This window comes from Pseudonocardia lacus (assembly GCF_018531445.1).
GTDB lineage: Bacteria > Actinomycetota > Actinomycetes > Mycobacteriales > Pseudonocardiaceae > Pseudonocardia > Pseudonocardia lacus.
In genome coordinates this window covers 1-26,981 of sequence record NZ_JAHDTH010000048.1, presented here as the reverse complement: position 1 = coordinate 26,981, position 26,981 = coordinate 1, and the positions used below count along the sequence as shown (strand labels likewise).

Annotated in this window: 28 protein-coding genes and 1 pseudogene; 19 read left to right on the top strand and 10 right to left on the bottom strand. The window is 74.7% G+C overall.

The genetic code is table 11. From position 1 onward, the window contains the following. The first annotated feature begins 5 nt into the window (after positions 1–5). The 4 genes from KIK08_RS13150 to KIK08_RS13140 all read left to right on the top strand — a co-directional run bounded on the left by KIK08_RS13150 (position 6) and on the right by KIK08_RS13140 (position 2,744). On the top strand, positions 6–899 hold the full coding sequence (locus KIK08_RS13150; protein ID WP_214403398.1) for an alpha/beta fold hydrolase: 894 nt from the start codon (positions 6–8) through the stop codon (positions 897–899). Further along, positions 896–1,021 carry a hypothetical protein gene (locus tag KIK08_RS41010; protein WP_256446232.1) on the top strand — a complete coding sequence of 42 codons (126 nt, stop codon included), beginning with the start codon at positions 896–898 and terminating at the stop codon, positions 1,019–1,021. Before KIK08_RS13150 ends, KIK08_RS41010 begins: the two co-directional genes overlap by 4 nt. After that, positions 1,018–1,881: an alpha/beta fold hydrolase gene (locus KIK08_RS13145; protein ID WP_214403397.1), complete on the top strand. Its 864-nt coding sequence runs from the start codon at positions 1,018–1,020 to the stop codon at positions 1,879–1,881. Before KIK08_RS41010 ends, KIK08_RS13145 begins: the two co-directional genes overlap by 4 nt. Before the next feature lie 83 nt (positions 1,882–1,964). Continuing rightward, entirely contained in the window at positions 1,965–2,744 is a 780-nt protein-coding gene (locus KIK08_RS13140; RefSeq protein ID WP_214403396.1) for an IclR family transcriptional regulator, read from the top strand. A 336-nt stretch (positions 2,745–3,080) separates the two neighbouring features. Here the strand turns inward: KIK08_RS13140 and KIK08_RS13135 are convergent, their stop codons facing one another. After that, positions 3,081–3,506 carry a hypothetical protein gene (locus tag KIK08_RS13135; protein WP_214403394.1) on the bottom strand — a complete coding sequence of 142 codons (426 nt, stop codon included), beginning with the start codon at positions 3,504–3,506 and terminating at the stop codon, positions 3,081–3,083. Positions 3,507–3,775: 269 nt separating this feature from the next. Between KIK08_RS13135 and KIK08_RS13130 the strand changes: the two genes are divergently transcribed. Continuing rightward, a complete protein-coding gene (locus KIK08_RS13130; protein ID WP_214403393.1) occupies positions 3,776–4,102 on the top strand; it encodes an ArsR/SmtB family transcription factor in 327 nt (108 codons plus the stop codon). A 13-nt stretch (positions 4,103–4,115) separates the two neighbouring features. On the opposite strand, the gene KIK08_RS13125 is transcribed toward KIK08_RS13130, so the two are convergent. Genes KIK08_RS13125 through KIK08_RS13115 form a run of 3 tightly spaced genes read right to left on the bottom strand, consistent with a single transcriptional unit; the run spans position 4,116 to position 7,184 of the window. Further along, a complete protein-coding gene (locus tag KIK08_RS13125) occupies positions 4,116–4,895 on the bottom strand; it encodes an SDR family NAD(P)-dependent oxidoreductase (protein ID WP_214403391.1) in 780 nt (259 codons plus the stop codon). Between the two features lie 50 nt (positions 4,896–4,945). Further along, positions 4,946–6,304 carry a PQQ-dependent sugar dehydrogenase gene (locus tag KIK08_RS13120; protein WP_214403390.1) on the bottom strand — a complete coding sequence of 453 codons (1,359 nt, stop codon included), beginning with the start codon at positions 6,302–6,304 and terminating at the stop codon, positions 4,946–4,948. 58 nt (positions 6,305–6,362) lie between these two features. After that, positions 6,363–7,184, bottom strand: coding sequence for an SAM-dependent methyltransferase (locus KIK08_RS13115; RefSeq protein WP_214403389.1), 822 nt, complete (start codon positions 7,182–7,184; stop codon positions 6,363–6,365). Between the two features lie 244 nt (positions 7,185–7,428). Here KIK08_RS13115 and KIK08_RS13110 point away from each other — a divergent pair, with 244 nt between their 5' ends. Next, the gene (locus KIK08_RS13110) at positions 7,429–8,322 is read left to right on the top strand and encodes a Sco1979 family transcriptional regulator (protein ID WP_214403387.1); all 894 of its coding nucleotides are present in this window, start codon (positions 7,429–7,431) and stop codon (positions 8,320–8,322) included. 59 nt (positions 8,323–8,381) lie between these two features. On the opposite strand, the gene KIK08_RS13105 is transcribed toward KIK08_RS13110, so the two are convergent. Further along, positions 8,382–8,642 carry a DUF397 domain-containing protein gene (locus tag KIK08_RS13105; RefSeq protein ID WP_214403385.1) on the bottom strand — a complete coding sequence of 87 codons (261 nt, stop codon included), beginning with the start codon at positions 8,640–8,642 and terminating at the stop codon, positions 8,382–8,384. A gap of 282 nt (positions 8,643–8,924) precedes the next feature. On the opposite strand from KIK08_RS13105, the gene KIK08_RS13100 reads away from it, so the two are divergent. The 7 genes from KIK08_RS13100 (at position 8,925) to KIK08_RS13070 (ending at position 15,821) form a co-directional block, all read left to right on the top strand. Next, positions 8,925–9,158 (top strand): hypothetical protein, encoded by a 234-nt coding sequence (locus KIK08_RS13100; RefSeq protein ID WP_214403383.1) that lies wholly within the window; start codon positions 8,925–8,927, stop codon positions 9,156–9,158. A 96-nt stretch (positions 9,159–9,254) separates the two neighbouring features. Further along, the gene (locus KIK08_RS13095; protein ID WP_214403382.1) at positions 9,255–9,875 is read left to right on the top strand and encodes a dihydrofolate reductase family protein; all 621 of its coding nucleotides are present in this window, start codon (positions 9,255–9,257) and stop codon (positions 9,873–9,875) included. A gap of 43 nt (positions 9,876–9,918) precedes the next feature. Continuing rightward, on the top strand, positions 9,919–10,254 hold the full coding sequence (locus KIK08_RS13090; protein WP_214403380.1) for a YciI family protein: 336 nt from the start codon (positions 9,919–9,921) through the stop codon (positions 10,252–10,254). Continuing rightward, on the top strand, positions 10,251–11,519 hold the full coding sequence (locus tag KIK08_RS13085; protein ID WP_214403379.1) for an RNA polymerase sigma factor: 1,269 nt from the start codon (positions 10,251–10,253) through the stop codon (positions 11,517–11,519). Before KIK08_RS13090 ends, KIK08_RS13085 begins: the two co-directional genes overlap by 4 nt. Before the next feature lie 137 nt (positions 11,520–11,656). After that, positions 11,657–13,630 (top strand): putative bifunctional diguanylate cyclase/phosphodiesterase, encoded by a 1,974-nt coding sequence (locus tag KIK08_RS13080; RefSeq protein WP_214403377.1) that lies wholly within the window; start codon positions 11,657–11,659, stop codon positions 13,628–13,630. A gap of 120 nt (positions 13,631–13,750) precedes the next feature. After that, the gene (locus KIK08_RS13075) at positions 13,751–14,998 is read left to right on the top strand and encodes an LLM class flavin-dependent oxidoreductase (RefSeq protein ID WP_214403375.1); all 1,248 of its coding nucleotides are present in this window, start codon (positions 13,751–13,753) and stop codon (positions 14,996–14,998) included. Positions 14,999–15,011: 13 nt separating this feature from the next. Further along, positions 15,012–15,821 (top strand): alpha/beta fold hydrolase, encoded by an 810-nt coding sequence (locus KIK08_RS13070; protein WP_214403374.1) that lies wholly within the window; start codon positions 15,012–15,014, stop codon positions 15,819–15,821. A gap of 101 nt (positions 15,822–15,922) precedes the next feature. Here KIK08_RS13070 and KIK08_RS13065 read toward each other — a convergent pair whose 3' ends face one another. Further along, positions 15,923–17,401, bottom strand: a complete 1,479-nt coding sequence (locus tag KIK08_RS13065; protein WP_214403372.1) for an FAD-binding oxidoreductase — start codon at positions 17,399–17,401, stop codon at positions 15,923–15,925. 694 nt (positions 17,402–18,095) lie between these two features. Here KIK08_RS13065 and KIK08_RS13060 point away from each other — a divergent pair. Then, positions 18,096–18,452 (top strand): DNA polymerase ligase N-terminal domain-containing protein, encoded by a 357-nt coding sequence (locus tag KIK08_RS13060; protein WP_308257612.1) that lies wholly within the window; start codon positions 18,096–18,098, stop codon positions 18,450–18,452. A 59-nt stretch (positions 18,453–18,511) separates the two neighbouring features. Next, a complete protein-coding gene (locus tag KIK08_RS13055) occupies positions 18,512–19,315 on the top strand; it encodes an alpha/beta fold hydrolase (RefSeq protein WP_214403369.1) in 804 nt (267 codons plus the stop codon). Here KIK08_RS13055 and KIK08_RS13050 read toward each other — a convergent pair. Beyond that, positions 19,312–20,103 (bottom strand): hypothetical protein, encoded by a 792-nt coding sequence (locus tag KIK08_RS13050; RefSeq protein WP_214403368.1) that lies wholly within the window; start codon positions 20,101–20,103, stop codon positions 19,312–19,314. The genes KIK08_RS13055 and KIK08_RS13050 overlap by 4 nt on opposite strands. Positions 20,104–20,991: 888 nt before the next feature. On the opposite strand from KIK08_RS13050, the pseudogene KIK08_RS13045 reads away from it, so the two are divergent. The 4 genes and pseudogenes from KIK08_RS13045 to ispH all read left to right on the top strand — a co-directional run. Beyond that, positions 20,992–21,225 (top strand): annotated as a pseudogene (locus tag KIK08_RS13045) (Crp/Fnr family transcriptional regulator); the annotation flags it as partial. A gap of 3 nt (positions 21,226–21,228) precedes the next feature. After that, positions 21,229–21,498 (top strand): hypothetical protein, encoded by a 270-nt coding sequence (locus KIK08_RS13040; RefSeq protein WP_214403365.1) that lies wholly within the window; start codon positions 21,229–21,231, stop codon positions 21,496–21,498. After that, positions 21,495–22,562, top strand: coding sequence for a polyprenyl synthetase family protein (locus KIK08_RS13035; protein WP_214403364.1), 1,068 nt, complete (start codon positions 21,495–21,497; stop codon positions 22,560–22,562). The genes KIK08_RS13040 and KIK08_RS13035 overlap by 4 nt, the downstream gene beginning before the upstream one ends. A 118-nt stretch (positions 22,563–22,680) precedes the next feature. Beyond that, positions 22,681–23,631 carry a 4-hydroxy-3-methylbut-2-enyl diphosphate reductase gene (ispH, locus tag KIK08_RS13030; RefSeq protein ID WP_214403363.1) on the top strand — a complete coding sequence of 317 codons (951 nt, stop codon included), beginning with the start codon at positions 22,681–22,683 and terminating at the stop codon, positions 23,629–23,631. Positions 23,632–23,638: 7 nt separating this feature from the next. On the opposite strand, the gene KIK08_RS13025 is transcribed toward ispH, so the two are convergent. The 3 genes from KIK08_RS13025 to KIK08_RS13015 all read right to left on the bottom strand — a co-directional run. Next, positions 23,639–25,186 carry an MFS transporter gene (locus tag KIK08_RS13025; RefSeq protein ID WP_308257611.1) on the bottom strand — a complete coding sequence of 516 codons (1,548 nt, stop codon included), beginning with the start codon at positions 25,184–25,186 and terminating at the stop codon, positions 23,639–23,641. A 9-nt stretch (positions 25,187–25,195) separates the two neighbouring features. After that, a complete protein-coding gene (locus KIK08_RS13020) occupies positions 25,196–25,933 on the bottom strand; it encodes an LppX_LprAFG lipoprotein (protein WP_214403361.1) in 738 nt (245 codons plus the stop codon). A gap of 32 nt (positions 25,934–25,965) precedes the next feature. After that, positions 25,966–26,981 (bottom strand): polysaccharide biosynthesis protein (locus KIK08_RS13015; protein ID WP_214403359.1); only part of this gene is annotated, 1,016 nt, incomplete at its 5' end.

Here is a 26,981-nt window from a genome sequence, read left to right as displayed (position 1 = left end):
CGACCATGGCCCCACCACCCGAGAGCCACTTCGCCGACGGCGGCGGTGTCCGCTACCACTACCACGACCTGGGCTCCGGCCCGGACACGGTCTTCCTGCACGGCGGCGGCCCCGGCTGCACGGCGTGGAGCGACTTCGGGCCGGTGGCACCGCTGTTCGCGCGGCAGCGCCGCTGCCTGCTGGTCGACATCCACCAGTACGGCAGGTCGGAGAAGTCGCGGATCTCCGGGCCGATGTGGGACCACCACGCGGTGAAGACCGCGGCGCTGATGGACACCCTGGGCGTCGAGCGCGCCGACTTCGTCTGCAACTCCTGGGGCGGCACGATCGCGCTGAACCTGGCCGCGAACTACCCGGAGCGGGTGCGCTCGCTGGTGGTGACCGGCAGCATGCCGGTCTTCTACGGCCCGCTCGCCCCGCTGCCCGAGGGCGGTCGCCGCGGCCGCAACGCCCGCGACGTCTACTACGGCGGGGAGGGCCCCACCCGGGAGAAGATGCGCGAGCTGATCACCCGGCTGGAGTGGTACGACCCCGCCGCGCTGCCCGAGGAGACCCTCGACATGCGCTACCAGCAGAGCCTGGACCCGGGGGAGCGGGCGCTGGCCGCCATGTCCGACTCGCCCCGCGGCGAGTGGCAGGACCTGACCGCCGAGCTGGGCCGCATCCAGGCCCCGGTGCTGTTCGTGTGGGGCATGCAGGACGCGTTCCTCACCCCGGACTACCCGCTGATGCTGGCCCGGATGGTGCCGCGGGGGAACCTGCACGTCATGGACCACGCCTCGCACCACCCGCAGGAGGAACGGCCGCGGGCCTACCACGCGGTCGTGTCCGCGTTCCTGGACTCGCTGCCCGCGGCCGGGGCGCCGACGGGGGCGCTGGCCGAGGCGGGTGCGCGGTGAAGCGGGCGACCAGGGTGGCGCTGGTGCCGGCGCTGGCCGCCGTCGTCGTGCTGGCGCGCCGGCTCGCCGCGCGCAGCAACACGCAGGTCCACCGGATCAACCAGAGGGTGAGCGAGCGATGAGCATCTGGACCGACCTGAGCCCGGTGGCGTTCCGCGTCGAGTTCGTCGACGCCGGCGGTGTGCGCACCCGCGCGCTGCGCGCGGGCGACCCCTCCGCCGAGCCGGTGGTGTTCCTGCACGGGACGAGCGGGCACCTGGAGGCCTTCTCCCGCAACGTCGTCGCGCACGCCGCCTACGACGTGCACGCCATCGACATGCTCGGGCACGGCTACACCGGCAAGCCCGACCGGCCCTACGAGATCGCCGATTACGTGCGCCACCTCGTGGACTACTTCGACGCCGTCGGCATCGAGCGCGCGCACATCGTGGGGGAGTCGCTCGGCGGCTGGGTCGGTGCCCGCACGGCGACGACGCAGCCCGACCGGGTGCGCAGCCTGCAGTTGCTGTGCGCCGGCGGGACCGTGGCCAACCCGGCGGTGATGGACCGCATCCGCACCTCCACCAAGGAGGCGGTGACCAGCGACGACGTCGAGCTGACCCGCAAGCGGCTGCGGCTGCTGATGGCCGACCCCGCCGACGCCACCGAGGAGCTCGTCGAGGTCCGGCACGCGATCTACCACGCCCCCGACTTCGTCGCCAACGTCGACAACCTGCTCTCGCTGCAGGACATGGCGCGCCGGCAGCGCAACCTGCTCACCCCCGAGGAGCTGGGCCGCATCACCCAGCCCACGCTGATCGTGTGGGGCCGGCAGAACCCGTTCGGCGAGGTGCCCGAGGCCGCCGCGATGCACGAGAACATCCCCGGCTCGCGGCTGGAGCTGTTCGACGCCTGCGGGCACTGGCCCCAGCACGAGCAGGCCGACCGCTACAACCCGATCAGCCTCGAGTTCCTGCGCAAGGCGGCGGGCTCGGGCGGGTGACGATCGGTCAGGGCGGCGGGTCGGGTCCGCTCAGCGGACCCGGTCCGTTGGACGGACGCGATCCGCTGACCGATCCTGTGTCGGTGACCACCCTGCCGCGCGACGACCGGGCCGTCCCCGCCGCCAACAGCGTGCTGGGCAAGGTGCGGCTGATCCTGGACGCGTTCGGGCCGGACGACGAGCACCTCAGCCTCACCGAGATCACCCGGCGCTCCGGCGTGGCGAAGGCCTCGGTGCACCGGCTCGCCCAGGAACTGCTGCAGTGGGGCCTGCTGGAGCGGCGCGGCTCGGACTACTGGCTGGGCATGCGGCTGTTCGAGATCGGCCAGCGCGTCCCGCGCCAGCGCATCCTGCGCGACGCCGTCCGCCCCTGGATGGAGGACCTCTACCAGGCCACCGGCGAGACCGTGCACCTCGCCGTGCTCGACGGCCTCGAGGTGCTCTACCTGGAGAAGGTCTCCGGGCACGGCCAGGTCACCCGGCCCTCGCGCGTCGCGGGCCGGATGCCGCTGCACTGCACCGCGACCGGGAAGGTGCTGCTGGCGTTCGGTCCGCGCCGCGTCCTGGACGAGGTGCTGGCGATGCCGCTGGAGCGGGTCACGCCCTACACCGTCGTCGCGCCGGGCCTGCTGCGCCAGGAGTTGGCCAGGGCGCGGGAACTGGGCTACGCCCTGGAGCAGGAGCAGACCCGCGAGGGCTTCATCAGCGTGGCGATCCCGCTCGTCGGCACGTCGGGTTCGACGATCGGCGCGCTGTCGGTCACCGCGCCGACGTTCCGCGCGGACGTCGGCAAGTTCGCCGGGCTGCTGGCGATGGTCGGGCGGCGGATCGCGAAGTCGGCCGCCGCGCTGGGCGGCGACTGAGGTCCGCGGAGTGGGCGGGGGAGGAGGCCGACGCCCCCGCCCCCGCCCCGTCACGGCGTCACGACAATCGTCGATCGCCAATTTGCGGTGTTGGCAGTTGCGAAATCATGCAACCATTTCTCGTGCGAGTGGTGTCGTGCCGTGGTGCGGGGACGGTCAGTGGTGACCGTGCCGCTGGACCGAAAGAGGCAGGTCACGGCTACGTGCAGTCACGACGCCCGCCGTCGGCCGGTGTTCCGCGGTGACCGGGCCGGCTTTCCCGGAATGGCACGATCGTCGATCGATGAATGGTGCCGGCGACCGCCGGTGCTGATTCATCGTCGACCCGGGCCGGGGTCAGCGACCGGACGGCGAGGGGAAGAACGCGCCCGGCTTGTCGGTCAGCGGGTTGGCCAGGTAGAACTGCTGCTCGATCATCTTGAGGTCGCGGCGGGCCAGCGCGAGGTTCGCCTGCGCCCGGTTGAGCACCAGGTAGAAGAACAACTTCTCGTCGGCCTGGCCGCGGATGGGTCGGATCAGGTGGTACTGGGTGTCCAGGGTGATCAGGATGTCCTCGATCGACTCCTGCAGGCCCAGCTTCTGCATCACGCCCAGCTTGCTGCGCACGACGTCGCTGTTGCCGGGCGCGGCGACCTCCAGGTCGAACTCGGGGCTGCCGCCGCGCGAGCCGAGCATCATGCCGCTGTCGTAGTCCACCAGGGCAATCGCGAATGCGCCTTTGATGCTCGCCGCGGCGTCCAGCGCCTGGTCGATGCTGCTCATGGGAGAAAACCTCCAGCAAGGGTGTCGGGGTGCTCGGACGGGGCTCACGGGGAATTCCGAGCCGGGGAATCCGGAGCGTAGCCCAGCGGACTCGAATCGCAACTACGTCCTCCGAAGAGCCTATTTTGTGGAACGCTGAGTAGTCAGCGATCAGGCCGAACGGGTGATGAGTGCGATAAATGCCGGGATGTTCGTCATAGCCGGGCCCCGGCGCGGCCGTCCGGTCAGCGGGGCGGGTGCGCTCCGGGCCCGGCTGTAGGGTGGCCCGCGTGAGCAGGCCCCTGTACATGTTGAAGGCCGAGTTCTTCAAGACGCTGGGGCACCCGGTCCGCATCCGGGTGCTGGAGCTGCTCAACGTCCGCGAGCACGCCGTCTCCGAACTGCTGACCGAGATCGACGTGGAGCCGGCGAACCTGTCCCAGCAGCTGGCCGTGCTGCGCCGGGCCGGGCTGGTCACGACCCGCAGGGAGGGCGCCGCGGTCTACTACTCGACGACCAGCCCGCAGATCGCCGAGCTGATGGCGGTCGCGCGGTCGATCCTGACCGGCGTGCTCTCGGGCCAGATCGAGCTGCTGGAGGACCTGCGCACGCCCTGACCGTGCCCCCGCTTCAGGCGTTGCGGATGGTCAACCCGCCGTCGACGACCACCGTGGCGCCGGTGATGTAGGACGCCGCCGGCAGCAGCAGCGACAGCGTCAGGTGCGCCACCTCCTCCGGGTCGCCGTAGCGGCGCAACGCCGTGCGCCGGCGCGCGAAGACCTCCTTGTCGGGGTCCGGGATGGCCGCGGTCATGCCGGTGCGGATCGGGCCCGGGCAGATGCAGTTGACCGTGACACCGCTGCGGCCCAGCTCCACGGCCAGCGAGCGGGTCAGCCCGATCACGCCGTGCTTGGAGCTGGTGTACGGGGCGATGCCCGGGGTGGCGCCCAGGCCCTCGGTGGAGGCGACGTTGACCACGCGCCCGTCGCCGTTGCGGACGAGGTCGGGCAGGGCGGCCCGGATGAACAGCGTGTGCGCGGTGAGGTTGACCGCGAGCGTGGTCGCCCAGGCCGCGGCGAAGCCGTCGTCGTCGAAGGGCGCGCGGATGCTCACCCCGGCGTTGTTGACCAGGCCGTCGAGCGGGCCGAGCGCGGCGCGGACCTCGGCGACGGCGGCGGCGGGCGCCTGCGGGTCGGAGACGTCGGCGACCACCGGGTGCACGACGGCGCCCGCGCCGCGGATCTCCTCGGCGACGGCGGCGAGGCCGTCGGCGTCGCGGTCCACGACGCCGACCAGGGCGCCCTCGTCGGCGAGCAGGTGGGCCGTGGCCCGGCCCATCCCGCTCGCGGCTCCGGTGACGAGGACGACCCGGTCGGCGACCGAGCGGCTCAGTGCGGTGAGTCGGGGCATGCCCTCGTCACTACCAGGCCGCGCCGGTCTCCGGAACGGAGATCGCCGATCTAGATGCCGGGCGGGGCCAGCCGGTAGACCGCGCCGGCGTCGTCGTCGGTGATGTAGACGGCGCCGTCGGGACCGGGGATCGCGGTGACCGGCCGGCCCCAGCGCTCGCCGTCGGTGCCCTGGAACCCGCCGACCAGCGTCTGCTGCGCGCCGAGCTCGCCGTTCGCGTACGGGAAGAACGAGACCTCCGGCGCCCGCGGCGGCGTGCGGTTCCACGATCCGTGCACGCCGACGAGCGCGCCCTCGCCGTACGGGGCCGGCAGCGTGGTGAACGACATGCCCAGCGGCGCCGAGTGGGCGCCCAGGCTCTGCTCGACCGGTGCGAGCTTGCCGCAGTCGAACACCTCGCCGTCCTCGTTGGTCTCGTAGTCGGCGACGTAGGGCGGGGCCGTGTGGTCCAGTGGCGAACCGGGGACGCCGGGCTCGACGTCGGGGTCCGGGTTGCAGTACGGCCAGCCCAGGTCGCGCCCCGGGGTCAGCTTGGCCACCGGCTCGGCCGGGTGGTCGGCGACGTAGCTCTCCAGGACCTCACCCTGTGCCGAGGCGAAGCTGCCGGGGTACTCGCGGTCGTACGGGTAGGCGACGTCGTCGCGGCCGTTCACCGCGGTCCACAGCGCGCCGTCGGGGGCGACGGCCATCGCGGTGCCGTTGCGCACGCCGCGCGCGAACACCTCGGGCTCGCCACCGCCCGGCGGGATCCGCATGATCGACGCCGCCTCCGGGTCGGACTCGCGGTCCTCCTCGGTGATGTTGCCGCTGGAGCCGATGGAGAAGTACAGCGAGCGGTCCGGGCCCAGCGCGAGGGACTTCAGCGCGTGCGCGTACGCCCCGCCCAGCTGGCCGTCCTTGGCGTCGGGCAGGTCGCCGACGACGAGGTCGCCGCCCGTGGCCGCACCATCGGCGTAGGTGTACGAGCGGATCTCGTCGCTCTCGGCCACGTACAGGGTGTCGCCGTCGAACGCCAGCCCGTGCGGCTGGCGCAGGTCGCGCAGCAGCACCGAGGCGGTGGCCGGTCCGGAGGCCCGCGGGGTGAGCCGCACGACCTCGCCGCCCTCCGGGCGCGACACCAGCAGCGCGCCGTCGGGCGCCCACGCGGCGTGGCGCGCCTCGTCGAGGTCGGCCCACACGGCGATCGACCAGCCCGGCGGGATGAGCGCGAAGCGCTCGCCGGAGAAGCGGTCGTTGGTGATGCCCGCGGGCACCTCCACCTTCGTCCGCTGCAGTTCGGGCGGCGCGGCGGCCGCCGTGGGGGCGGGCTGCTCGGCGACGGTGGTGCCGCCGCACGCCGCGACCAGGGCGAGGGTCAGTGCGAGGACCGGTGCGGCCGCCCGGCTGCGTCTGGTGGTCGAAAGGCGCATATGCACCATCGTGCCCACCGCCGGTCCGGCGGCGCGCACCGCCCCCGGGCCCGCGTGGTCACGGTTTGCGACCGACCGCCCCGGCGATGCAGTACTGGACGGGGGACATCGGCTTGACCCGCGGTCCGTCCGGCCACCAGTCGGCGCACCGGACCAGCCCCGGCTCCACCAGCTCCAGCCCGTCGAGCATCGTCATGATCTCCGCCCTGGTGCGGAACGCCCCGCTGCCCATCGGGCTGTGGATGAAGACGTCCTCCATGCGCCGGGCCAGCGAGCTGTGCTCGGCCGTCTCCGGGTCGAGGAAGTGGCTGAGCGCGACGTAGGAGCCCGACGGGAGGGCATCGATGTAGGTGGCCATGATCTCGGCGTACCGGTCGCCGGTGTAATGGTGCATCGTCCCGCACTGGTAGAGCGCGATCGGCTCGGAGAAGTCGAGCTGCTGGCGGACCACCTCGTTGTCCAGCACGGCCGACGGGTCGAAGATGTCGGCCCCGATGAGGTGGGTCTGCTCGTTCTCCTCGAGCAGCGCGCGCCCGTGGGCCAGCACCACGGGATCGTTGTCGACGTAGACGACGCGGGAGTCCGGGCGGATCCGCTGCACGATCTGGTGGGTGTTCTCGGCGGTCGGCAGACCCGATCCGCAATCGAGGTACTGGGTTATCCCGGTCTGCGCCGCGATGAACCGCGAGGAACGGATCAGGAACTCCCGGTTGTCCCATCCGAGCTGGGTGGCCTCGGGGGCCACCTCCTGGATCCGGCGCAGGACCTCGCGGTCGATCTCGTAGTTGTCCTTGCCGTTGAGGAAGGCGTCGTACACCCGGGCCACGCTGGCCTTGGAGACATCGATGTAGGCCGGTACGACATCTTCGGTGCTGGTCATCCGGGGCGCCTCGTCACGGGTCGTCGTCGGGGGGAAGACCTGCGGTGTCCTGGTGGGTGACAGCCCGCCGGCGGAGGTGATGTTAGGCCACGCAGCGCGTCGCGTTAACCCCGGGCAGTGACCTTTCTGCCACCGCCCGTGGCGTGTAGGGTCCCGCTGCGCCGGTAGCGGCGGCGCGGTCCTGTCGAGAGGATGGCACCACCACTCCTGGTCGACCGGCTGGTCGGAGGGGGATTCGCACGCGATGGCCGAGAACGGGCGCCCCGAGGTGTCGGGCGGCGACTCGACGTCGGCGCGCGGGGCGACGGCGCGCCGGATGGTGCTCGGCGCCCAGCTGCGGCGGCTGCGCGAGAGCGCCGGCATATCGCGCTCGGATGCGGCCTACGCCGTGCGGGCGTCGGATTCCAAGCTGTCGCGGATGGAACTCGGCCGCGTGGCGTTCAAGGAACGCGATGTCGCCGATCTGCTGACGATGTACGGGGTCAGCGATGCGGCCGAGCGCGACGTCTTCCTGGACATGGTCAAGCACGCCAACCAGCCGGGGTGGTGGCGGCGCTACAACGACGTCATGCCGAACTGGTTCCAGGACTTCGTCGGCCTTGAGGAGTCGGCGTCGCTGATCCAGGCTTTCGAGCTGCAGTTCGTGCCGGGTCTGCTGCAGATCGAGGAGTACGCGCTCGCGGTCGCGACGCGCGGCCGGCCGGAGTACGTGCCCGACGAGGTGCGCAAGCGGATCGCGCTCCGCATGGAGCGCCAGAAGATCCTCACCGGCGTCCGGCCGCCGTCACTGTGGGTGGTGCTCGACGAGTCGGTGCTGCACCGCCCGATCGGTGGGCGGCAGGTCCACCGCGCCCAGCTGGAGCACCTGCTGGAGATGGCGCAGCGGCCCAACGTCACTGTGCAGGTGGTGCCGAACCAGCTCAGCGGCTACGCGGCCGAGCACCCGTTCACCATCCTGCGCTTCGCCGAGGCCGAACTGCCCCACGTCGTGTACGTGGAGCACATGAGCGGTGCGCTCTACCTCGACGGGCTGGCCGAGATCGAGGTCTACAGCCGGGCGATGGACCGGTTGATGGTCGACGCCGAGACGCCCGACCGCTCGCGCCAGATCCTGGCGAAGCTGCTCTCGCAGATCTGAGCCCGCGCACGCGGACGTCCGCCCGGTCCGGGGCCCGGACCGGGCGGACGGGCCGGTGCTCAGCCCAGCTGAGCGACCGGCCGGCCGGTGGGCAGGGCGAACTCGTCGCGCTGCATGCCGACCACGAACGCTGACCATTCGGCCGGCGTGAAGACGAGCGCCGGGCCGGAGGGGTGGCGCGAGTTGCGCACCGCCACCTCGCCGCTGCCGAGCATCGCGACCTCCACGCAGTTGCCCAGCTGACCGCTCGCGCTGCTCTTGCGCCAGACCGCGTCGGGGAACAGCGATGCCGGACGGCCGTTGCTGTCGTCGCTCGTCATATGGCCTCCCGAGGCCGTGGTGCCCTTGTGCGACGCCGACGCTAGCACAACGAGGATGCACATCCCAGATGCACGTGCACGGGATGTGGGGCTGCGTACGGCAGTGCGATCGTCACATCGAGTGGCATCCCTGTTCGAGGGAGGGATCTCCGAGTTACGGCAAGTGCAGGTCAGCGCCTCCTGGAGTACCGGTGAGTACATATGCACGTGCAAACGTCGCGTGCACGAAACTCGTGCATCTACCAGTTGCACGAGCTGTGCGTGACCGGCACACTGCGTTCCGTGCAGAATCCGGGCCCGAGCGAGGCGACCACGACGATCCGCGGCATAGCCGAAGCGCTGGCGGGGTCGCTGTCGGCCGACGCCGTCGGCGCCATCCTGAGCGAGCACGTGCCGGACACCACCGGCCACTGCGGCGGGTGCCGCTTCCCGACCACGGCGTCGCCGGTCTGGCCGTGCCGGCTCTGGGCGATCGCCGACGAGCTGCACCGGATCGGCCCGACCCGCCGGCGCTGATCCGGATCCCCCGTCCCCGGCTGTCGATTCCGGGTCGGGTCGTTCGCCGAGTCGTCGGGAGCACCGTCCGGGTGCCCCACGACGAGAGGAACGGACATGCGCAAGCTCCTGGTGACGGCGTTCACGACGCTCGACGGGGTGGTGCAGGCGCCCGGCGGCGCCGACGAGGACCGCGACGGCGGGTTCGAGCACGGCGGGTGGGCGGTGCCCGGCATCGACGACCAGGTGCTCGGGCTGATGGCGGAGCTGACCGCGAGGGCGGGGGCGCTGCTGCTCGGGCGCCGGACCTACGACATCTTCGCGGCGACCTGGCCGCTGGCCGACGATCCGATCGGCGCCCGGATGAACGGGCTGCCCAAGCACGTCGTCTCGCGCACGCCGCGCACGCTGCACTGGGCGAACGCCACCCAGCTCGAAGGGGAAGTCGGCGCGGCGGTCGGCGCGCTCAAGCGCGAGCCGGGCGGGGAGATCCAGGTGCACGGCAGCGGCGGGCTGGTGCAGGCGCTGCTCACCCACGACCTCGTCGACGAGCTGCACCTGCTCGTCTTCCCGGTGCTGCTGGGCACGGGCAAGCGGCTGTTCGGCGGAGGGACGGTGCCCGCGGGGCTGCGGCTCGTCGGCGCGACGACGACCGCCACCGGCGTCGTGATCGGCACCTACGCCCGCGACGGCGGGGTCCAATACGGTGCGATGGGCCCCGAGACCGGCAACTGGTGACCCGCGAACCGGTGAGAGCGACCCCGATCGGACAGGACGAGCGATGCCGCAGTACGCGATTCTGATCTACGAGACCGAACTCCCCGGCGGGGCGGCCGACATCCCGCCCGAGGTCATGGAGGCCAACATGGCCGTCGAGGGCCGGATCGCCGAGATGGGCGCGCGCGTGGTGTACGAGCCGGCGCTGCAGCCGGCCTCGACCACCCGCACGATCCACCGCGACGGCATGGTCACCGACGGGCCCTTCCTGGAGACCAAGGAGGTCATCGCCGGGTTCTTCGTCGTCGAAGCGGCCGACCTCGACCAGGCCGTCGCCATCGGTCGACTGCTGCCGATCATGGACGGGGCGGTCGAGGTGCGGCCGCTGCTGCCGGTGTGACCCCCGGGCCCGTCGCGCCGTCGGACGCGGCCGCGCGGCGGGCCGTCGCCGACGCGCACCGCCGCGAGTGGGCCGCCGTGCTCGCCGCGACGGTGCGCGTCACCCGCGACCTCGACCTGGCCGAGGAGTGCGTCCAGGACGCCTACGCCGACGCGCTGGGCTCCTGGACCCGCTCCGGGATCCCGGCGCGCCCGGCGGCCTGGCTGACCACCGCCGCCCGGCACAACGCCCTGGACGCCCTGCGTCGGGCGGGCACCCTGCGGACCAAGCTGCACCTGCTGGTCGAGCCCGATCCGCCCGCCACCCCGTCCGACCCCGACCACCCCGCCCTCGGCGACGACCGGCTGCGGCTGGTCTTCCTGTGCTGCCACCCGGCGCTGGCCCCCGAGGCCCAGGTCGCTCTCACCATGCGGCTGGCCTGCGGCGTGCCCACCCCGGACGTCGCCGCGGCGTTCCTGGTGCCCGTGGCGACCATGGCCGCGCGCCTCACCCGGGCCAAGAAGAAGATCGTCGCGGCCGGCATCCCGTTCCGGATGCCGCCGCCCGCCCAGCTCCCCGCCCGGTTGGACGCCGCGCTCGCCGCGGTGCACCTGCAGTTCACCACCGGCCACACCGCCCCGGCGGGACCCGCGCTCACCCGCGACGACGTGGCCGGTCGCGCCGTCGAGCTGGCCCGCCTGCTGCACGCCCTGATGCCCGACGAGCGCGAGGTGCGCGGGCTGCTGGCGCTGCTGCTGGCCAACCACGCCCGCCGCGGCACCCGCACCGCGCCCGACGGGCGGCTGCTGCTGCTCTCCGAGCAGGACCGCTCGGCCTGGGACCGCGAGCTCGTGGCCGAGGCCGACGCGCTCGTGGTCGGGGCGCTGCGCGGCGGGCCCGCCGGCCGCTTCGCGCTGCAGGCCGCCATCGCTACGCTGCACGCCTCGGCCCCCACCTACGAGGCCACCGACTGGGCGCAGATCCTGCGGCTCTACGACGCGCTGGCCCGGGTGTGGCCGACGCCGGTCGTGGCGCTCAACCGGGCGGTGGCGGTGGCGATGGTCGACGGGCCGGCGGCCGGGCTGGCCCTGGTCGAGGCGCTCGACCGCGGCGGCCGGCTGGCCGGGTACCGGTACCTGCCGGCCCTGCGCGCCGACCTGCTGCGGCGGCTGGGCCGCGACGCGGAGGCCGCGGCGGCCTACGACCTGGCCGTGGCGCAGACCGGCAACGAGGCCGAGCGCCGGTACCTGACCGGACGGCGGGCGGAGCTGCGGCCCGCCGACTAGCGCCTCCCTGAGGCCCTGGCAGGTCACGACGCTGCGTAGGAGCGGTGTCACCTCGGGTACGACACCCGGTCGTGGTACCCGTCGACCGGCACGGGTGCGGCGCGGGGCGCCACAATCCGGTCCCGGGAGGTCGGAGGGTGCAGGTGGATGGGGCGGCGACCGCGAGCGAGATCGCGCAACGGCTGAGCGTGGGCCTCGTCGTCGTCGGCGACGGCGCGGTCGAGTGGTGCAACGCCGCCGCGCAGGCGCTGGTCGAGGCGCACGGCGGTTCGTGGACCGCGGACGGCGCCCCCGTGCGCCTGCTGACCGGGGTGCCGCCGGGTGCGGTGCGCCGCTCGGTCCGCTGGTCGCCGCCGGCCGGGGGCCAGCGGCTCTGGGAGGTCACCCGCACGCCGCTGACCCCTCCCCGCGTGCTCTTCGAGGTCGTCGAGCTCCCCGCCCCGGTCAACGGCGCGCGGCCGATCGGCATGGCCGAGCCGCACTGGCGCCTGGACCGCCTGGAGGCGCTGGCCCGGATGGGCTCGTGGGTGTGGCACGTGGCCGACGGCCGGCTGGAGTGGTCAGAGGCGCTGCTGGCGATGTTCGGCCGCCCGGTCGGGGAGGTGCTGGACTTCGACGCCTTCCGCGCGCTGGTCCACCCCGACGACCTGGCGATGATCGACGCCGCGATCGCCGAGGGCATGACGACCGGGCTGCCGTTCACCTACACCCACCGGATGGTGGTCGGCGGGGCCGTCGAGCGGATCTTCGAGTGCCACGGCGAGGTCTTCCGCGGCGCCGACGGCCGCCCGCTGCGGGTGCTGGGGACCGCCCGCGACGTGACCGAGGAGCACCGCGCCCGCACCGAGCTGGCCTACCTCGCCGAGCACGACCCGCTGACCGGCATCGCGAACCGGCGGGGGATCACCGCGCGGCTGGCGCGGTGCGCGGCCGACCCGGCCGGGGCCACGCTGCTGCTGCTCGACGTCGACCACTTCAAGGACGTCAACGACCTGCGCGGGCACGCGGTGGGCGACCGGGTGATCCGGCGCGTCGCCGAGACGGTGGCCGCGCGGCTGGGGGCCGGTGCGCTGCTCGGCAGGCTGGGCGGGGACGAGCTCGCGGCCGTGCTGCCGGGCTGCGACCCGGCGGCGGGGATCGCGCTGGCCGAGCGCCTGTGCGACGCCGTGGCCGGCGAGGCGGTCCTGGTCGAGGGCCAGTCGGCGGTGCGGGTGACCGTCAGCGTCGGGGTGGTCGCGGTGGAGTGCGGGGACGGCGTCGAGGCCAGCCTCGCCCGCGCCGACCTGGCGCTCTACGCGGCGAAGGACGCCGGGCGCAACCGGGCCCGGCTGTTCGCCCCCGACCAGTACCGGCAGGCGGTGGCCCGGGTCGGGGTGCTGCAGCGGGTCGGCGACGCGCTGGACGAGGGGACGATGGAGCTGGACGCGCAGCCCATCGTCGAGCTGGCCACCGGGCACCCGGGGCGCAGCGAGTTGCTGATCCGGCTGCGCGACGGCCTGGCCCCCGTGCTGGGCCCGGCCGAGTTCCTGCCCGCCGCCGAGCGCACCGACCTGGTGCTGCGCCTGGACCGCTGGGTGCTCGCCCGGGCCGTGCGGACCCTGGCCGAGCCGGCCGCCCGCGCCCGCGACCTGCGCCTCGAGGTGAACGTCTCGGCACGCTCCCTCGAGGACGACGACCTGGGCGCCTGGGTGCTCGCCCAGCTGCGGGAGCGCTCGGTCGAACCGCACCGGCTCGGGTTGGAGATCACCGAGACGACCGCCATCACCAACCTGGACGCCGCCAAGCGCCTGGTCGGGCAGCTGACCGGGGCGGGGTGCGGGTTCTCCCTCGACGACTTCGGCGCCGGGTTCGGGTCGTTCTCCCACCTCAAGCACCTGCCGTTCACCGCGGTGAAGATCGCCGGCGAGTTCGTCCGCCACCTCGACACCGACCCGGTCGACCGGGCGCTGGTGAGCGCGGTCGTCGGGGTCGCCCAGCGGCTCGGCATGCGCACCGTCGCCGAGCAGGTCGACCGCCCGGAGCTGGTGGACGTGCTGCGCGAGCTGGGCGTCGACGACGGGCAGGGCTTCCACCTGGGCCGCCCGCGCCCGCTGGACGGGCTGTTCGGCTGATCCGCGCCGCGGGCATCCGGCCCAAGCACGGTCGGCGGTCTGGACATCGCCGGGATGGGCCCGGTCAGGATGGGGGTGCAGGGCGAGGCCACAAGTGAACAGGAAGGGGAAGAGCGGACGATGAAGTCGATCTTTTTCCACCTGATGCCCTACCGGGACCTCCCGGCCGACTTCGAGCAGCGCTACGAGAGCATCTGGGTCACCCCACCGAACTCGGAGCTGTGCGACCCCCGCAAGGTCGCCCAGTACTACCAGTGGAACCTCGACGAGCTGGAGCTGGCCGACCGCCTCGGCTTCGACGGCGTCGGGGTCAACGAGCACCACCAGAACGGCTACGGCTTCATGGCCTCGCCGAACCTGATGGCCGCCGCGCTCGCCCGGCGAACCCCCAACGACAGCGCGATCATGGTGCTGGGCAACACGCTCGCGCTGTACTCGCCGGCCACCCGGGTGGCCGAGGAGTTCGCGATGCTCGACGTGCTGTCGAACGGCAGGCTCGCCGCCGGGTTCCCGGTCGGCACCTCGATGGACGTCAACTTCTGCTACGGCATCGCGCCGACCCAGACCCGCCCGCGCTTCCGCGAGGCCGAGGAACTGATCATCAAGGCCTGGACGCAGCCCGGCCCGTTCAGCTTCAACGGCACCTACAACCAGCTGCGCTACGTCAACCCGTGGCCGCAGCCGCTGCAGAAGCCGCACCCGCCGGTGTGGCTGGCCGGCGGCGGGTCGGTGGAGACCTGGGAGCTGGCCGCGGCCAAGGACTACACCTACAGCTACCTGTCGTTCTTCGGGGCGAAGTTCGGCCGCAAGCTGATGGACGGGTTCTGGGCGAAGATGGACGAGCTCGGCGTCGAGCGCAACCCGTTCCGGGCCGGGTTCGCCCAGCAGATCTGCGTCTCCGAGACCGACGAGCGCGCCGAGAAGGAGTACCTCGAGCACGTCACGTACTTCTTCAACAAGTGCCTGCACATCCCGCCGTACTTCTTCGAGGCACCCGGCTACCGCACCCGGCGCAGCACCGAGTTCGCGATCAAGACCGACCAGCCCGGCGCCATCGCCGCCGCCGCCGCGCTGGAGAAGAACTGGAAGGTCCTCAACGAGGAGGGGTTCATCATCGCCGGCAGCCCGGCCACGGTCGCCGACCGGCTCATCGAGGTGGCGAAGACGCTGCGGGTGGGCAACCTGCACGCCCTGCTGCAGATCGGGTCGATGCCCCACGAGCTGACGAAGAAGAACATCACGCTCTTCGCCGAGGAGGTCATGCCGCGCATCCGCGGGATCTGGGACGCCGAGGGCTGGACCCACCACTGGTGGCCCGCCGGGGCCGCCGTCCGCTCCGTCACCGCGCCGTCCGGCGCCCAGGCATGAGGAGGGTCCGACGATGACGACCACCGCACCCGCCCTGCCCGCGCACGTCGCCGAGCGCATCGTCGAGGTCGGTCCGGTCCGGGCCCGCGTCCTGGTGGCCGGCAGCGGCTCGCCGGTGCTGTTCCTGCACGGTGCCGGCGGGCTGTTCTGGGACCCGTTCCTGGAGTCGCTGGCGGCCCACCACACCGTGCACGCCGTGGAGCACCCCGGCGGCGCGGGCTCCGACGAGGCGCTGGCGCACCTGCCCGGGATCTGGGAGCTCGTGCTGTTCTACGACGAGCTGCTCGACGTGCTGGGGCTCGACGCCGTGCAGGTCGTCGGGCACTCGTTCGGCGGGATGGTGGCCGCCGAACTGGCCGCGAACAGCCCGCGGCGGGTCTCCCGGCTGGTGCTGATCGCGCCGATCGGGTTCTGGCGCGACGACCACCCGGTCCCGGACATCGCCGCGATCCCGCCCGACGCGCTGCCCGGGCTCGTGCTGGCCGACCCGTCCAGCCCGCTGGCCGCCCTGCTGGTCCCACCCGTCGACGACCCGCAGGCCCGCTTCGAGACCGCGATGCGGATGGCGAGCGTCCTGCACTTCATCTGGCCGATCCCGGACAAGGGGCTGAGCAGGCGGATCCACCGGGTGAGCGCGCCGACGCTGCTGGTATGGGGCGAGCGGGACGCGCTCGTCCACCCCGCCTACGCCGAGGAGTTCACCTCGCGGCTGCGCGACTCCCGGCTGGAGATCGTGCCGGGCGCCGGCCACCTGCCGCAGCTGGAGCAGCCTGCGGTCGTGCGCGACGCGGTGCTCGGGTTCCTGGACCGGGCCCCGTCCTGACACGCCCCCGCCCCCGCGGCCCCGTCGAAAACGAACTTGTCGTTCATTGGACCGGTCCAATCTGACGACAACGTCGTTCTCGACGGGTGCTTCGGGGGTGGTCAGGCGTCGGCGGACTGGGGGAAGGCGAGGACGCGGTCGGGGTCGTAGCGGGCGACGGTCTCCCGCAACCGCGGGAGGTTCGCCCCGTAGTACGCCTCGGCCCAGTCCGGCATCCCGGGGTCGATGTAGTTGACGTACCCGGTGGTCCCGGTCAGCGCGCCGAGGCCGTCGCGGACCTCGGCCACGGCGGTCGTGGGCGGCGCCGGGTCGCCGGCCGCCGAGGCGTAGACCTGGGCGCTGGCGAACGCCGTGCGGTGCGGAAAGGCGGTCGCGGCCGGGTCGACGCGCCCGGCCGCGCCGCCGAGCGTGTCCAGCAGTACGGCGATGCCGCGGGGCCGGTCGAGCAGCGCGACCAGCGCCGCCGGGTCGGGCAGGGGAGCGGGCAGCACCCGGGAGGAGGCCACGAACGTCTCGCGATCGCTGCTGCCGGCGAACCACCGCATCGCGGCGAGGTAGTCCTTCGTGGAAACGACCTGCGAGGTGGGCGCGGGCACGCCGGCCAGCAGCCCTGCGAGCTGGTCGCGGCAGGCGCTCTCCCCGCCGAGGAACGACCCGGCGATGCGCGCCCCGGGCGGTGAGCCCGAGCTGAGCGCGCAGGTCGACCACAGCTCGTCGGGCGCCGCCGACGCCCACGCCTGCCAGGCCGGCAGCACGTCGGCCGCGGCGCCTGCGGGGAAGCGCAGCGAGAACACGGTGACCGTCGGGGCGGCCTCGGTGGCGAACGTGAACGAGGTGACCACGGCCGCGTTGCCGCCGCCCCCGCCGCGCAGCGCCCAGAACAGGTCGGGGTCCTCGCGCTCGGAGACGGTGCGCAGGGTCGAGTCGGGCGTGACGACCCGCGCCGAGACGAGCCGGTCGCAGGTCAGCCCGTAGGCGCGGGTGAGCACGCCGATGCCGCCGCCGAGGGTCAGCCCGGCGACGCCCACGCTGGGGCACGAGCCGGCCGGGAGGGCGCGCCCGGCGCCGCCGACCGCGGCGCAGACGTCACCGAGCCGGGCGCCCGCGCCGATCGTGGCGGAGCCGTCCGGGGCGATCTCCACTCCGGCCATGCCCGCCACGTCGATCACCAGACCGCCGTCGGGGACGCTGTAGCCCGCGTAGCTGTGCCCGCCGCTGCGTGCCGCGACCGGCACCCCGGCCCCGCGCGCGAACTCCAGGCAGGCCTGCACGTCGGAGGGGTTCGCGCAGGCGGCGACCGCGGCCGGGCGCCGCCCGTCGAACAGCGTGTTGTGCGACAGGCGCGCGGTGTCGTAGCCCGGATCGCCGGGCAGCACCAGGGCGCCGGTGAGCCGGGAGCGCAGCCCCTCCCAGTCCGGCGGCGGCTGGTCGGGCATGCCCGGCGCCGCCGCCGGCCCGGTAGGCGGCCCGGTAGGCGGCCCGGTGGACGGCCCGGTGGCCGCCCCCGCGACCGTGCATCCGGCCAACCCAGCGATCCCGAGCGCGGCGGCACCGAGCACCGCCCGCCGACTGACGACCATGATCGGCTCCCCCCGACCCGTCGATCGTCCTCCAGCGCCGGACCCCGCGCAGCCCCGTCATCCCTTACCGAAGGGTGAACTCCGCGCCCGGCCGGATGAGTCCCGCTGCCACGCCCGGCCGGCCCGCTGCGACACCCCACCCCGCGCTGCGCGCCCCACCCGCCGCTGCGCGCCCCACCCCGCCGCGTCCTGGCAGGCCCAGCTGCGTCACGCAGTGCCGGGTGTGTCCTCGCAGTCCGCCGGCTCGTTGCGACAACCCACGCCGGGCTGTGCGCCCCACCCGGTGCTGCGCGCCCCACCCGGTGCTGCGCGCCGCACCCCGCGGCGTCCTGGCAGGCTCAGCTGCGTCACGCAGTGCCGGGTGTGTCCTCGCAGCCCGCCGGCTCGCTGCGACAACCCACGCCGCGCTGCGCGCCCCACCCGGCGCTGCGCGCCCCACCCGGTGCTGCGCGCCGCACCCCGCCGCGTCCTGGCAGGCCCAGCTGCGTCACGCAGTGCCGGGTGTGTCCTCGCAGTCCGCCGGCTCGCTGCGACAACCCACCCCGTGCTGCGAGACCCACCCGGTGCTGCGCGCCGCGTCCTCGCAGGCCCAGCTGCGTCACGCAGCGCCCGGTGTGTCCTCGCAGCCCGCGGAGCCGGTGGTCACCGCGAGCTCGGCGCCCGGCGGATGAGCCGCGCGCCTAAGCTCGCCGGTGTGGGTGCTCCGGGACCGGCGTTCGTGCTGCACGAGCACCGCCGCCCGCGCCACCACTTCGACCTGCGGCTGGAGGAGGGCGGGGTGCTGCGCTCGTGGGCCGTGCCCCGCGGCCTGCCCGACGACCCGGCGCGCAACCGGCTCGCCGTCGCGGTTCCCGACCACGACCTCGACCACCTCACCTACACCGACGCCGACAAGTCGATCGCCGATACCGGCTGGTGGGAGGAGCACGATCGCACCGAGCGCCGGCTGCTGTTCACCCTGCACGGCCGCGCCGGCGCCGTTCGGTACGCGCTGATCCGGACCGCGAGCGACTGGCTGCTGCACCGCACCAAGGACCAACCGGAGAAGTAGCCGCACAGCCGCACGGATAGCGGACCGGATCTGTCCGCGGGTCGTGTCACGGTCGGTGCATGGATGTTTCCGTGACCGAGCGCCCGACTCAGCACGTGCGATCCGCCGACGGCACCCCGATCGCCTACCACCGGTTCGGAACCGGACGACCGGTGGTCTTCGTCGGGGGTGCGCTCGCGACGGCGGCAGCGGCCGCCCCGCTGGCCGCCGCGTTCGCCCGGGCCGGCCTGCAGGGCGTCACCTACGACCGGCGCGGCCGGGGCGCCAGCGGCGACACCGCGCCGTACGCGCCCGAGCGGGAGGCCGAGGACCTGCACGCCGTCATCGACGCGGTCGGCGGGGACGCGGTCGTCCTCGGCCACTCCGCGGGCGCGGTCCTCGCGCTGTTCGCGGCGGCCGGGGGCGTGCCCGTGACCCACCTGTTCCTGTCCGAGCCCCCGCTGCGGTTCGGGCGGGCCGAGCCGGCCGCCGACCTCGCGACCCGGCTGCAGGCCCTGGTCGACCAGGGCCACGACGAGCAGGCCGTCCGGCTGTTCCTGGGCGAGGCCGTTGGCCTGCCGGAGCAGGCGGTCGAGGCGCTGCGCGCGTCGCCCGCCTTCGCCGAGATGCTCCCGCTCGCCCGGACCACCGCCTACGACCACCGGCTGGTCGCGTCGCTGTCGACGCCGACCGCCGCGATGCTCGCCGTCGGCGTGCCGACGACGATCCTGCGCGGCGACCCGACGATGCCGCTGCTCGTCACCGCCGCCGAGCGGCTCGCCGCGGCGATGCCGGGGGCCGAGTTGGTGGTCGTCCCGGAGTCGCGCGACCACGGCGTCGACCCCGCCGGGACCGTCCGCGAGGTGCAGGCCCGGATCGGCTAACCCGGTCGGGCCGCCGTCCGCGGCCCGGCCCGCGCGGCCCATTCCTCGGTGTCGCGCCCCAGCTCGACCGCGTGGGCCAGGCGCAGGGTGCTGGCCAGCCACAGCAGGATGTCGTGCAGGCGCAGGCGGGTGGGGCTGGCGTCGCCGGTGAGCGCCGCGACCGCGGTCTCCAGTGCGGTCATGGCGGCCGCGTTGGCCCGCAGCTCGCGCAGGATCACCGCCTGCACGTCGCTGTCGCCCTCCTCGGTATGCGGCCACAGCGCGCGCCGCGTGGTGCGGGTGAGGTGCGGGACGAGCGCCGGGCGGCGGTGGTGCAGCGCGGCGAAGACGTGCCCGAGGTGCGCCCCGGCGGCCCGACCGATCTCGCGCAGGGCCGCGCCGACGGTGCCCGGCTCGCCGAGCACCGACAGCTCGTCGTCGGGCAGGTCCCAGAACGCCCGCCCGGCGGCGCGCTCGTCGGCGGCCTCGGCCAGGGGCCGGACCCGCACCAGGACGTCGTGCACGGTCGTCCACGACGCCCGGTCGAGCCGGCCGTGCAGGCCCTCCCCGATCAGCACGCCCTCGTCGCCGGGCGGGTCGGCCGGCCAGGTGTCGAACCGGCTCCAGCCGAACGCGGGCATCGGCACCCAGCGGCCGCGGGGGGCGTCGGGGGTGCGGACCCGCATCGGCCGGCGGCCGCGGGCGTAGCCGAGCACCGCGGCCAGCGCGGTGTCGAACGCGATGGGCTCCGGGCCGGCGCTGGGCAGCAGCAACGCCGGTGGTCCGTCCCGGTCCGCTGGGTCGAGCACGCGCCCATCCTGCCCGAACCACCGGGTTCAGCGCGGCACCGGTGCGCGCAGGTCGGCGACCAGCCCGCGGCGGGCAGGGTCGGTCCGGTGGGGAGCGCCGTCGAGGGCGCCGCAGCTCCTCCTCGGTGCAGCACGCGCACCTGCGGTGCCACTCCAGGATCCCGGACATCCACTCCCGCAGGTCCCGCACGTGCCGCTCAGCACGTCGTGCACCTCGGCGGACAGGGCGAGGTCGTCGCACGGCCGGAAGATCGGTGGCGGCGATCCTCTCGAACTGCCGCACGCGGGCGGCCATCGGGTCGTTGACGACGTCGCGGGCCGCGAGCGCGTCGACGTCGAGCATGTCCTGGGCCGCGGTGTCCAGCTCGTGCAGCGGCCAGGCACACCGGGACCGCCGGCGGCGCGGCCACTCGGACGGGGCCGGGATCGGGCCGGAATCGCGATCGGAAGCAACTCCGAATGCGGCCCCCGGAAATGGTCAAGGTCGACCGGGGCATTACGACACGATCGGGTGCGACCGGTCGCGCGGGCCTTCCCGGCCCCGTGCGGCGCCAGTAGGAAAGGTCACCGCGGAGCCGGCGCAGCGGTGCGCTGCCCGTCGCGGCCGTCCGGCCGCGCCGCAGCCGTCAGCCGTCCGAGGAGGTCGCCCGTCCCGTGCTTCCCAGCAGGGCCCCGCCGTCGGCGGCCATGGGGGCCGCGTCAGCCCGCGCGTGCGCCGGATCCGTGCGCGAATGCCCCGTCCCGACCATTCGTCGCCCCCATTTCGATAACCGCGCAGAATTGCGCCGCGATGGGTGGAACCCGCTCCGATGAAGAGATGGTGCCCACATGATCGTGACCGAGCCGCTCGAGCAGGCCGGCGCGTGCTCACCGTGAGCCGGCAGTCGTACGCGCACCGGTTCCGTGCTGCTGACGCGCACCGGCGCGGCAGCCCGGGGCGTGATCGGCCTGCACCGGACCGGGCTGCCCGACGAGGTGCGGCCGGGGTTGAACGGCCGGTTCACGGGAATCGATGAGCGTGCTGTCATCAACCACCTCGCCACCGCCAACTACTCCGCCGCCGCGCTCGTCCCCGACGCGCCGGCGGTGCTGGAGAACATCGAGCCGGGACGCGGGGGCTGAAGCATGACCGAGGCCCTGCTGGAGGCGCCGGAGCGCCCACCGCCGTCCAGCCTGCCGGTCGGCGCGGCCCGGCCGGCCCTGCGCACCGGCGAGGACACCGGCGGCGTGGTCGGGATGCGGCCCGCCGGGCTACCCGACGAGCACGGGCCCGGGCTCCCGGTGCGCTTCACCGGGATCGACGACCGGGCCGTGGCGAGCGACCTGGTCAGCGCCCACAGCACGGTCGCCGCGCTGGAGGACGTCCAGGTCGGCCCGGCGTGGGAGGACCGATGACCACCGCGCACCCGGTGCGGGCCGGGGTCCCGCGCCCCCGCGAGCCGCACCGCGACCTGCGGGTCGGGGCGGGCGAGGTGCTGCGGGCCTGCCGGGCGGTGGTCGACCCGGCGCTGCGCGCGGCGATCGACACGCTGCCCGCCTCCGTCGTGCCGATCGCCGGCTACCACATGGGCTGGCTGGAGGCCGACGGTTCGCCGTGCGCGGCGGGCTCCGGCAAGGCCGTGCGCCCGGCCCTCGTGCTCGCCGCGGCCGGCGCCGTCGGCGGTCGGGTCGACGCGGCCCTGCCGGGCGCCGTCGCCGTCGAGCTGGTGCACAACTTCTCCCTCCTGCACGACGACGTCATGGACGACGACGTCACCCGCCGCCACCGGCCCACCGCGTGGACGGTGTTCGGGACCGGGCCGGCGATCCTGGCCGGCGACGCGCTGCTGGCCCTGGCCATGGACGTGCTCGCGGGCAGCGGGCACCCGGCGGCGGAGCACGCGGTGCGGGTGCTGTCGGCCGCCGTGCAGGACCTGGTCGCCGGCCAGCTCGCCGACCTGGAGTTCGAGCGGGTCGCGGTGGTCGACGTCGCCCGCTGCCTGGAGATGGCGGGCGGGAAGACCGCGTCGCTGCTGGGCTGCTCGGCCGCGCTCGGCGCGCTGCTGGCCGGCGCCGGGCGGGAGGAGGTCGACCTGCTCGACCGCGCCGCGCGCGACCTGGGGCTGGCGTTCCAGTTCGTCGACGACCTGCTGGGCATCTGGGGCGACCCGCGGGTCACCGGCAAGGCGGTCGGCAACGACCTGCGCCACCGCAAGAAGAGCCTGCCGGTGGTGGCCGCGCTCACGTCCGGCACGCCGGAGGGGGCCGAGCTGGCCGACCTCTACGCCCGCGCGGAGGAGCCGGGGGCGGACGAGGTGCGCAGGGCGGCCGGCCTGGTGGAGCGCAGCGGGGCCGCCGACTGGTGCCGCGAGCAGGTCGAACTGCTGCTCGCCGCCGCGCTGCGGCGGATCCGGGCGCTGCCCGGCCCGGTGGACGACCTGGTGGCGCTGGCCCACCTGATCGCGCGCCGCGACCACTGACGGGCTCGACCCGAGCACTACCGCGACCTGCCCCGACCACTGCCGTGGCCCGTCCCGGGCGCGCGGTCCACCGATCCCGGAGACACTCGACCCGACCCCACCCACCGACGGAGGAACCATGACCGACCCCGATCCGCCGCGGCGGATCCTGCTGGCGGCCCCCCGCTCGTTCTGCGCGGGGGTGGAGCGCGCGATCGACGTCGTGCGCGACCTGCTGGCCGAACGCGGCGGACCGCTGCACGTGCGCAAGCAGATCGTGCACAACGCGCACGTCGTGGCCGAGCTGGAGGCGGCCGGGGCGGTGTTCGTCGACGAGCTGGACGAGGTGCCCGACGGCGCCACCGTGGTGTTCTCGGCGCACGGGGTGTCGCCCGCCGTGCGGGAGGCCGCCGAGGACCGGGGCATGGAGGTCGTCGACGCCACCTGCCCGCTGGTGGCGAAGGTGCACGTCGAGGCCCGCCGGTTCGCCGCCCGCGGCGACACGGTGGTGCTGGTCGGGCACGCCGGGCACGAGGAGGTGGAGGGCACCCTCGGCGAGGCCCCGGGCTCGACGGTGCTGGTGGAGTCGGTCGAGGACGTGGCGACCGTGCGGGTGGCCGACCCGGAGCGGGTGTCCTACCTGACCCAGACCACGCTCTCGGTGCACGAGACGGCCGAGATCGTCGCGGCGCTGCGGGCCCGGTTCCCGGCGCTGCGCGGCCCGGCCGGGGCCGACATCTGCTACGCCACCACCAACCGCCAGGACGCGCTGGCCGCGATCGCCGACGACGCCGACCTGGTGCTCGTGGTCGGCTCGGCGAACTCGTCGAACTCGGTGCGCCTGGTCGAGCTGGCCCGCCGCGCCGGTACCCCGGCCCACCTGGTCGAGGACGCCTCGGCGATCGAGCAGGCGTGGCTGGAGGGGGTCGGCGTGGTCGGGCTGACGGCCGGGGCGTCGGCCCCGCCGGGCCTGGTCGACGCGGTGGTGCGGTCGCTGCGCGCGCGGGGCGAGATCACGGTGCGCGAGGTGCGGGTGGCCCGGGAGACGGTGCGGTTCCAGCCGATCCGCTTCGCCGGCGCCGCGCGCTGAGACCGGCTCAGGCCCGGGCGCGCCGGGCCCGGCCCAGCGCCAGCGAGACGAGCGCACCGACGACCGCGCAGGCGGCGGTCAGCGCGAAGATCTCGCGGTACTGCACCAGCAGCGCCCCGTTGACCGCCTCGGTGTAGGTGGCCAGCTGCTGCTGGTAGACGACCGGGTCGACGACCCCGCCGGTGGGGCTGATCGGCAGCGGGGTGGTCAGCCCCGCGGTCAGCTCGGCGAAGCGGTGCAGCCCCCATGCGGTCAGCGCGGCCACGCCGACGAGCATGCCCGCCGTGCGGGCGACCACCACCGCGGCCGAGGCGACGCCGTGCCGGTCCGACGGGACGGCGCGCAGCACCGCCGCCGACACCGGCGCGATCACCAGCCCCAGCCCGAGCCCGGCCAGCACCAGGTCGCTGTCGAGCATCGACAGCCCCGGGACTCGGGTGGCGCCCAGCGGGTCGGCCGGCCAGGTGGACATCAGCGCGTAGGCCAGCGCCGCGACGGCCATGCCGACCGCGCCGGTGACGGCGTCGCCCACGCGCGGCGCGATCACCCCGCCCAGCACGGCGCCGACGGGCAGCGCGACCAGGAACCTGGTCAGCAGCAGGGCCGCGCCGGTGGCGTCGCGGCCCAGCAGGGTCTGCGCGAACAGCTCCACGTCGACCAGGGTGACCAGCAGCGCCGTGCCGGCCAGGAAGCTCACCACGAGCCCGGCCGCGAACGGCCGCCCGGCGATCCCGGTGGGGTCGAGCAGCTTGACCCGCGCTCTGGACTCCCAGAGCGCGAACGCCACGAGCGCGACGACCGCGGCGCCGACGGCCGGCCAGCCCCACGTCGGCAGCACCGAGTGCTGCGGGTCGGGGTTGTAGAGCCCGACCACCAGCAGCGCGAGCGCCGCGGCCAGCAGCAGGCCACCGACGAGGTCGACGCCACCGGCGGGCGAGGTCCGCCCCGCGGTGCTGCCGCGCCGGGGGAGTGCGACGTGCACGGCCACCATGGCCAGTGCGGCCAGCGGCAGGTTCACCCAGAACACCCCGCGCCAGCCGATCAGCGCGGCGACGGCGGCGCCGTAGAGCGGGCCGAGCACGCTGCCCAGCTCCTGTGCGGCGCCGACCAGGCCGAGGGAGAAGGTGCGCTTCCGCTCGGCGACCAGGTCGCCCACCATCGCCATCGTCACCGGCAGCAGCGCGCCGCCGGCGATGCCCTGCAGCGCCCGCCCGGCCACGACGAGCCACAGGCTCGTGCCGAGCGCGGTGATCACCGAACCGACCGCGAACCCCAGCAGGCACGCCTGCACGACGGTGCGCCGCCCGATCCGGTCCGACAGCTGCCCGAGCAGCGGCATCGCCGCGACGTAGCCCAGCAGGTAGCCGGTGACCAGCGGGGTCGCCCGCTCCAGCCGGTTCAGCGGCAGCGCCAGGTCGACGATGATCTCGACCAGCAGCGTGACGACGACGTAGGCGTCCAGCGCGGCCAGCAGCACCGCGGCCGCGCCGACCCCGACGGCGACCCGCGGACGCGCGGTGGCTGCGGCCGGCACTGCGGCGGGCACTGCGGGCACGGGCAGCTCCTAGGCCGGCGGGGTGATGGAGACGGGCGCGTCGTACTCGGACATGCGCACGCTGACCGGGCCACCCGCGCCGGCCGGCCCGTCGGGCAGCTCCAGCTCGGCGCGCACCAGCCGGGACGTGACCGCGTCCAGCCAGACCACCCCCGGCACGGCCTCGGTCACCCCGGGCACCAGCGTCGCGACCCGCTCGGCGGGGAACGTCGCCGCCACCTTGAACGAATCGACCCCCTCGGTGACCTCGCGCGCCTGCGTGGTGCCCTGGTCGGCGCCGGCCAGCAGGGCCGCCGTGCCGCGCTCGGGGTCGAGGATGGCGGTCGGGTCGTAGATCGCGGCCGCGGAGGCCAGCGGCAGCGGGCTGTACCCGCCGGTCGGGCCCTTGAGGTAGAGCACGTCGCCGGTGACCACCAGCTGGTACTCCAGGGGCGCGCCGCCGCCCAGCGTCAGCACGGCGGTGCCCTCGGCCTGGCCGTCGGCGGTGATGGTGCCGTTCGCGCTGCGGATCGGCACCGAGGTCACCGTCGGGTCGATGGCGATGTCGACCGCCGCGCTGGTGACCGTGCGCATCGCGTCGGCGCCGCGGGACAGCAGCTCGATCGCGTTGGGGAGCGCGGGCTCCTCCGGCCCGCCGGAGCAGGCGGCCGGGAGCACCGCGAGGGCGGCCAGCGCCACCGCCGCGGCCCGGCGGACCCATCGACGGGGCGACGCGGAACGGGCCGGCAGACCCGCGCTGGGTGACATGGGCGGATGGTAGCGCCGCGTGACGAGGGCCCTCATCGACCCGCGACCGGTCGGGCGACGGCGCCCGCGTGGCGCAGGACGCCGATCACCACCAGTGCCGCCACGACGCCGGCCGCGGCCGCCGCGATCGAGGTCGGCGACAGCCACCCGGCCGCGGCCAGGCCGGCGACCGCCGCGGTCTCGGCGCCGACGGCCAGCCAGACGGCGCCGCCGGGCACCCGGTCGGCCGCGGCGATCCCGGAGTACAGCAGCAGCTGGGCCAGCGCCAGCAGCGTGCCGAGCGCGGCGAACACCCAGGCCGCCCCGCCGATCCCGGCCCCGTACGCGGCGCCGCCGATCAGCGGCAGCGCCCGCTCGCCGACCACGACCGTGCCCAGGGTGAGCACCGCGCCGATCCCGCCGACGACGCCGAGCGCCGCGGGCAGCGCCCGTCTGCGGTCCTCGGGGTCGGCGAGGCGGGGCAGCAGGATCACCCCGACACCCTGCGGGAGCCAGAACACGACCTTGACGATGATCGCCCCGACGGCGTACTCGCCGGCGGCGTCGGCGCTGAGCCAGTGCCGGGCCAGCAGCACGTCGAGCCCGCTGAGCAGGACGAACCCGAGCAGCGCCGCGGCGGCGAGCAGCCCGGCCCTGGCCAGGGGGCGCCACCCGGCGCCGTGCCGGGGCGCCCCGCAGACCACCCACCCGACCGTCGCTCCGACGAGCGCGCCGGCGGTCATCCCGCCCAGGGCGCCGGCCGGCGATCCCGACGCCAGCAGGCCGACGACCGCGCCCACGGTCTTGGCCCCGGTGAAGGCGACGGTCACCGCGGCGAGCCGGGCGAAGCGCCCGGTGCCCTGCAGGATGCCCAGGTGCGCGCCGACCACGAGGTGCGGCACCAGCAGCACGGCCAGCCAGAGCGCGGTGCGCGGGTCGGGCAGGTGCAGCAGCAGGCCCACCAGCGGCGTGGCCAGCGCGGCCAGCCCGGCCACCGCGACGGCGGTGACGAGCCCGGCGGTGTGCAGCTCGCGGGCCCCGGCGCCGGGGCGGGCCCCGGCCAGCGCGA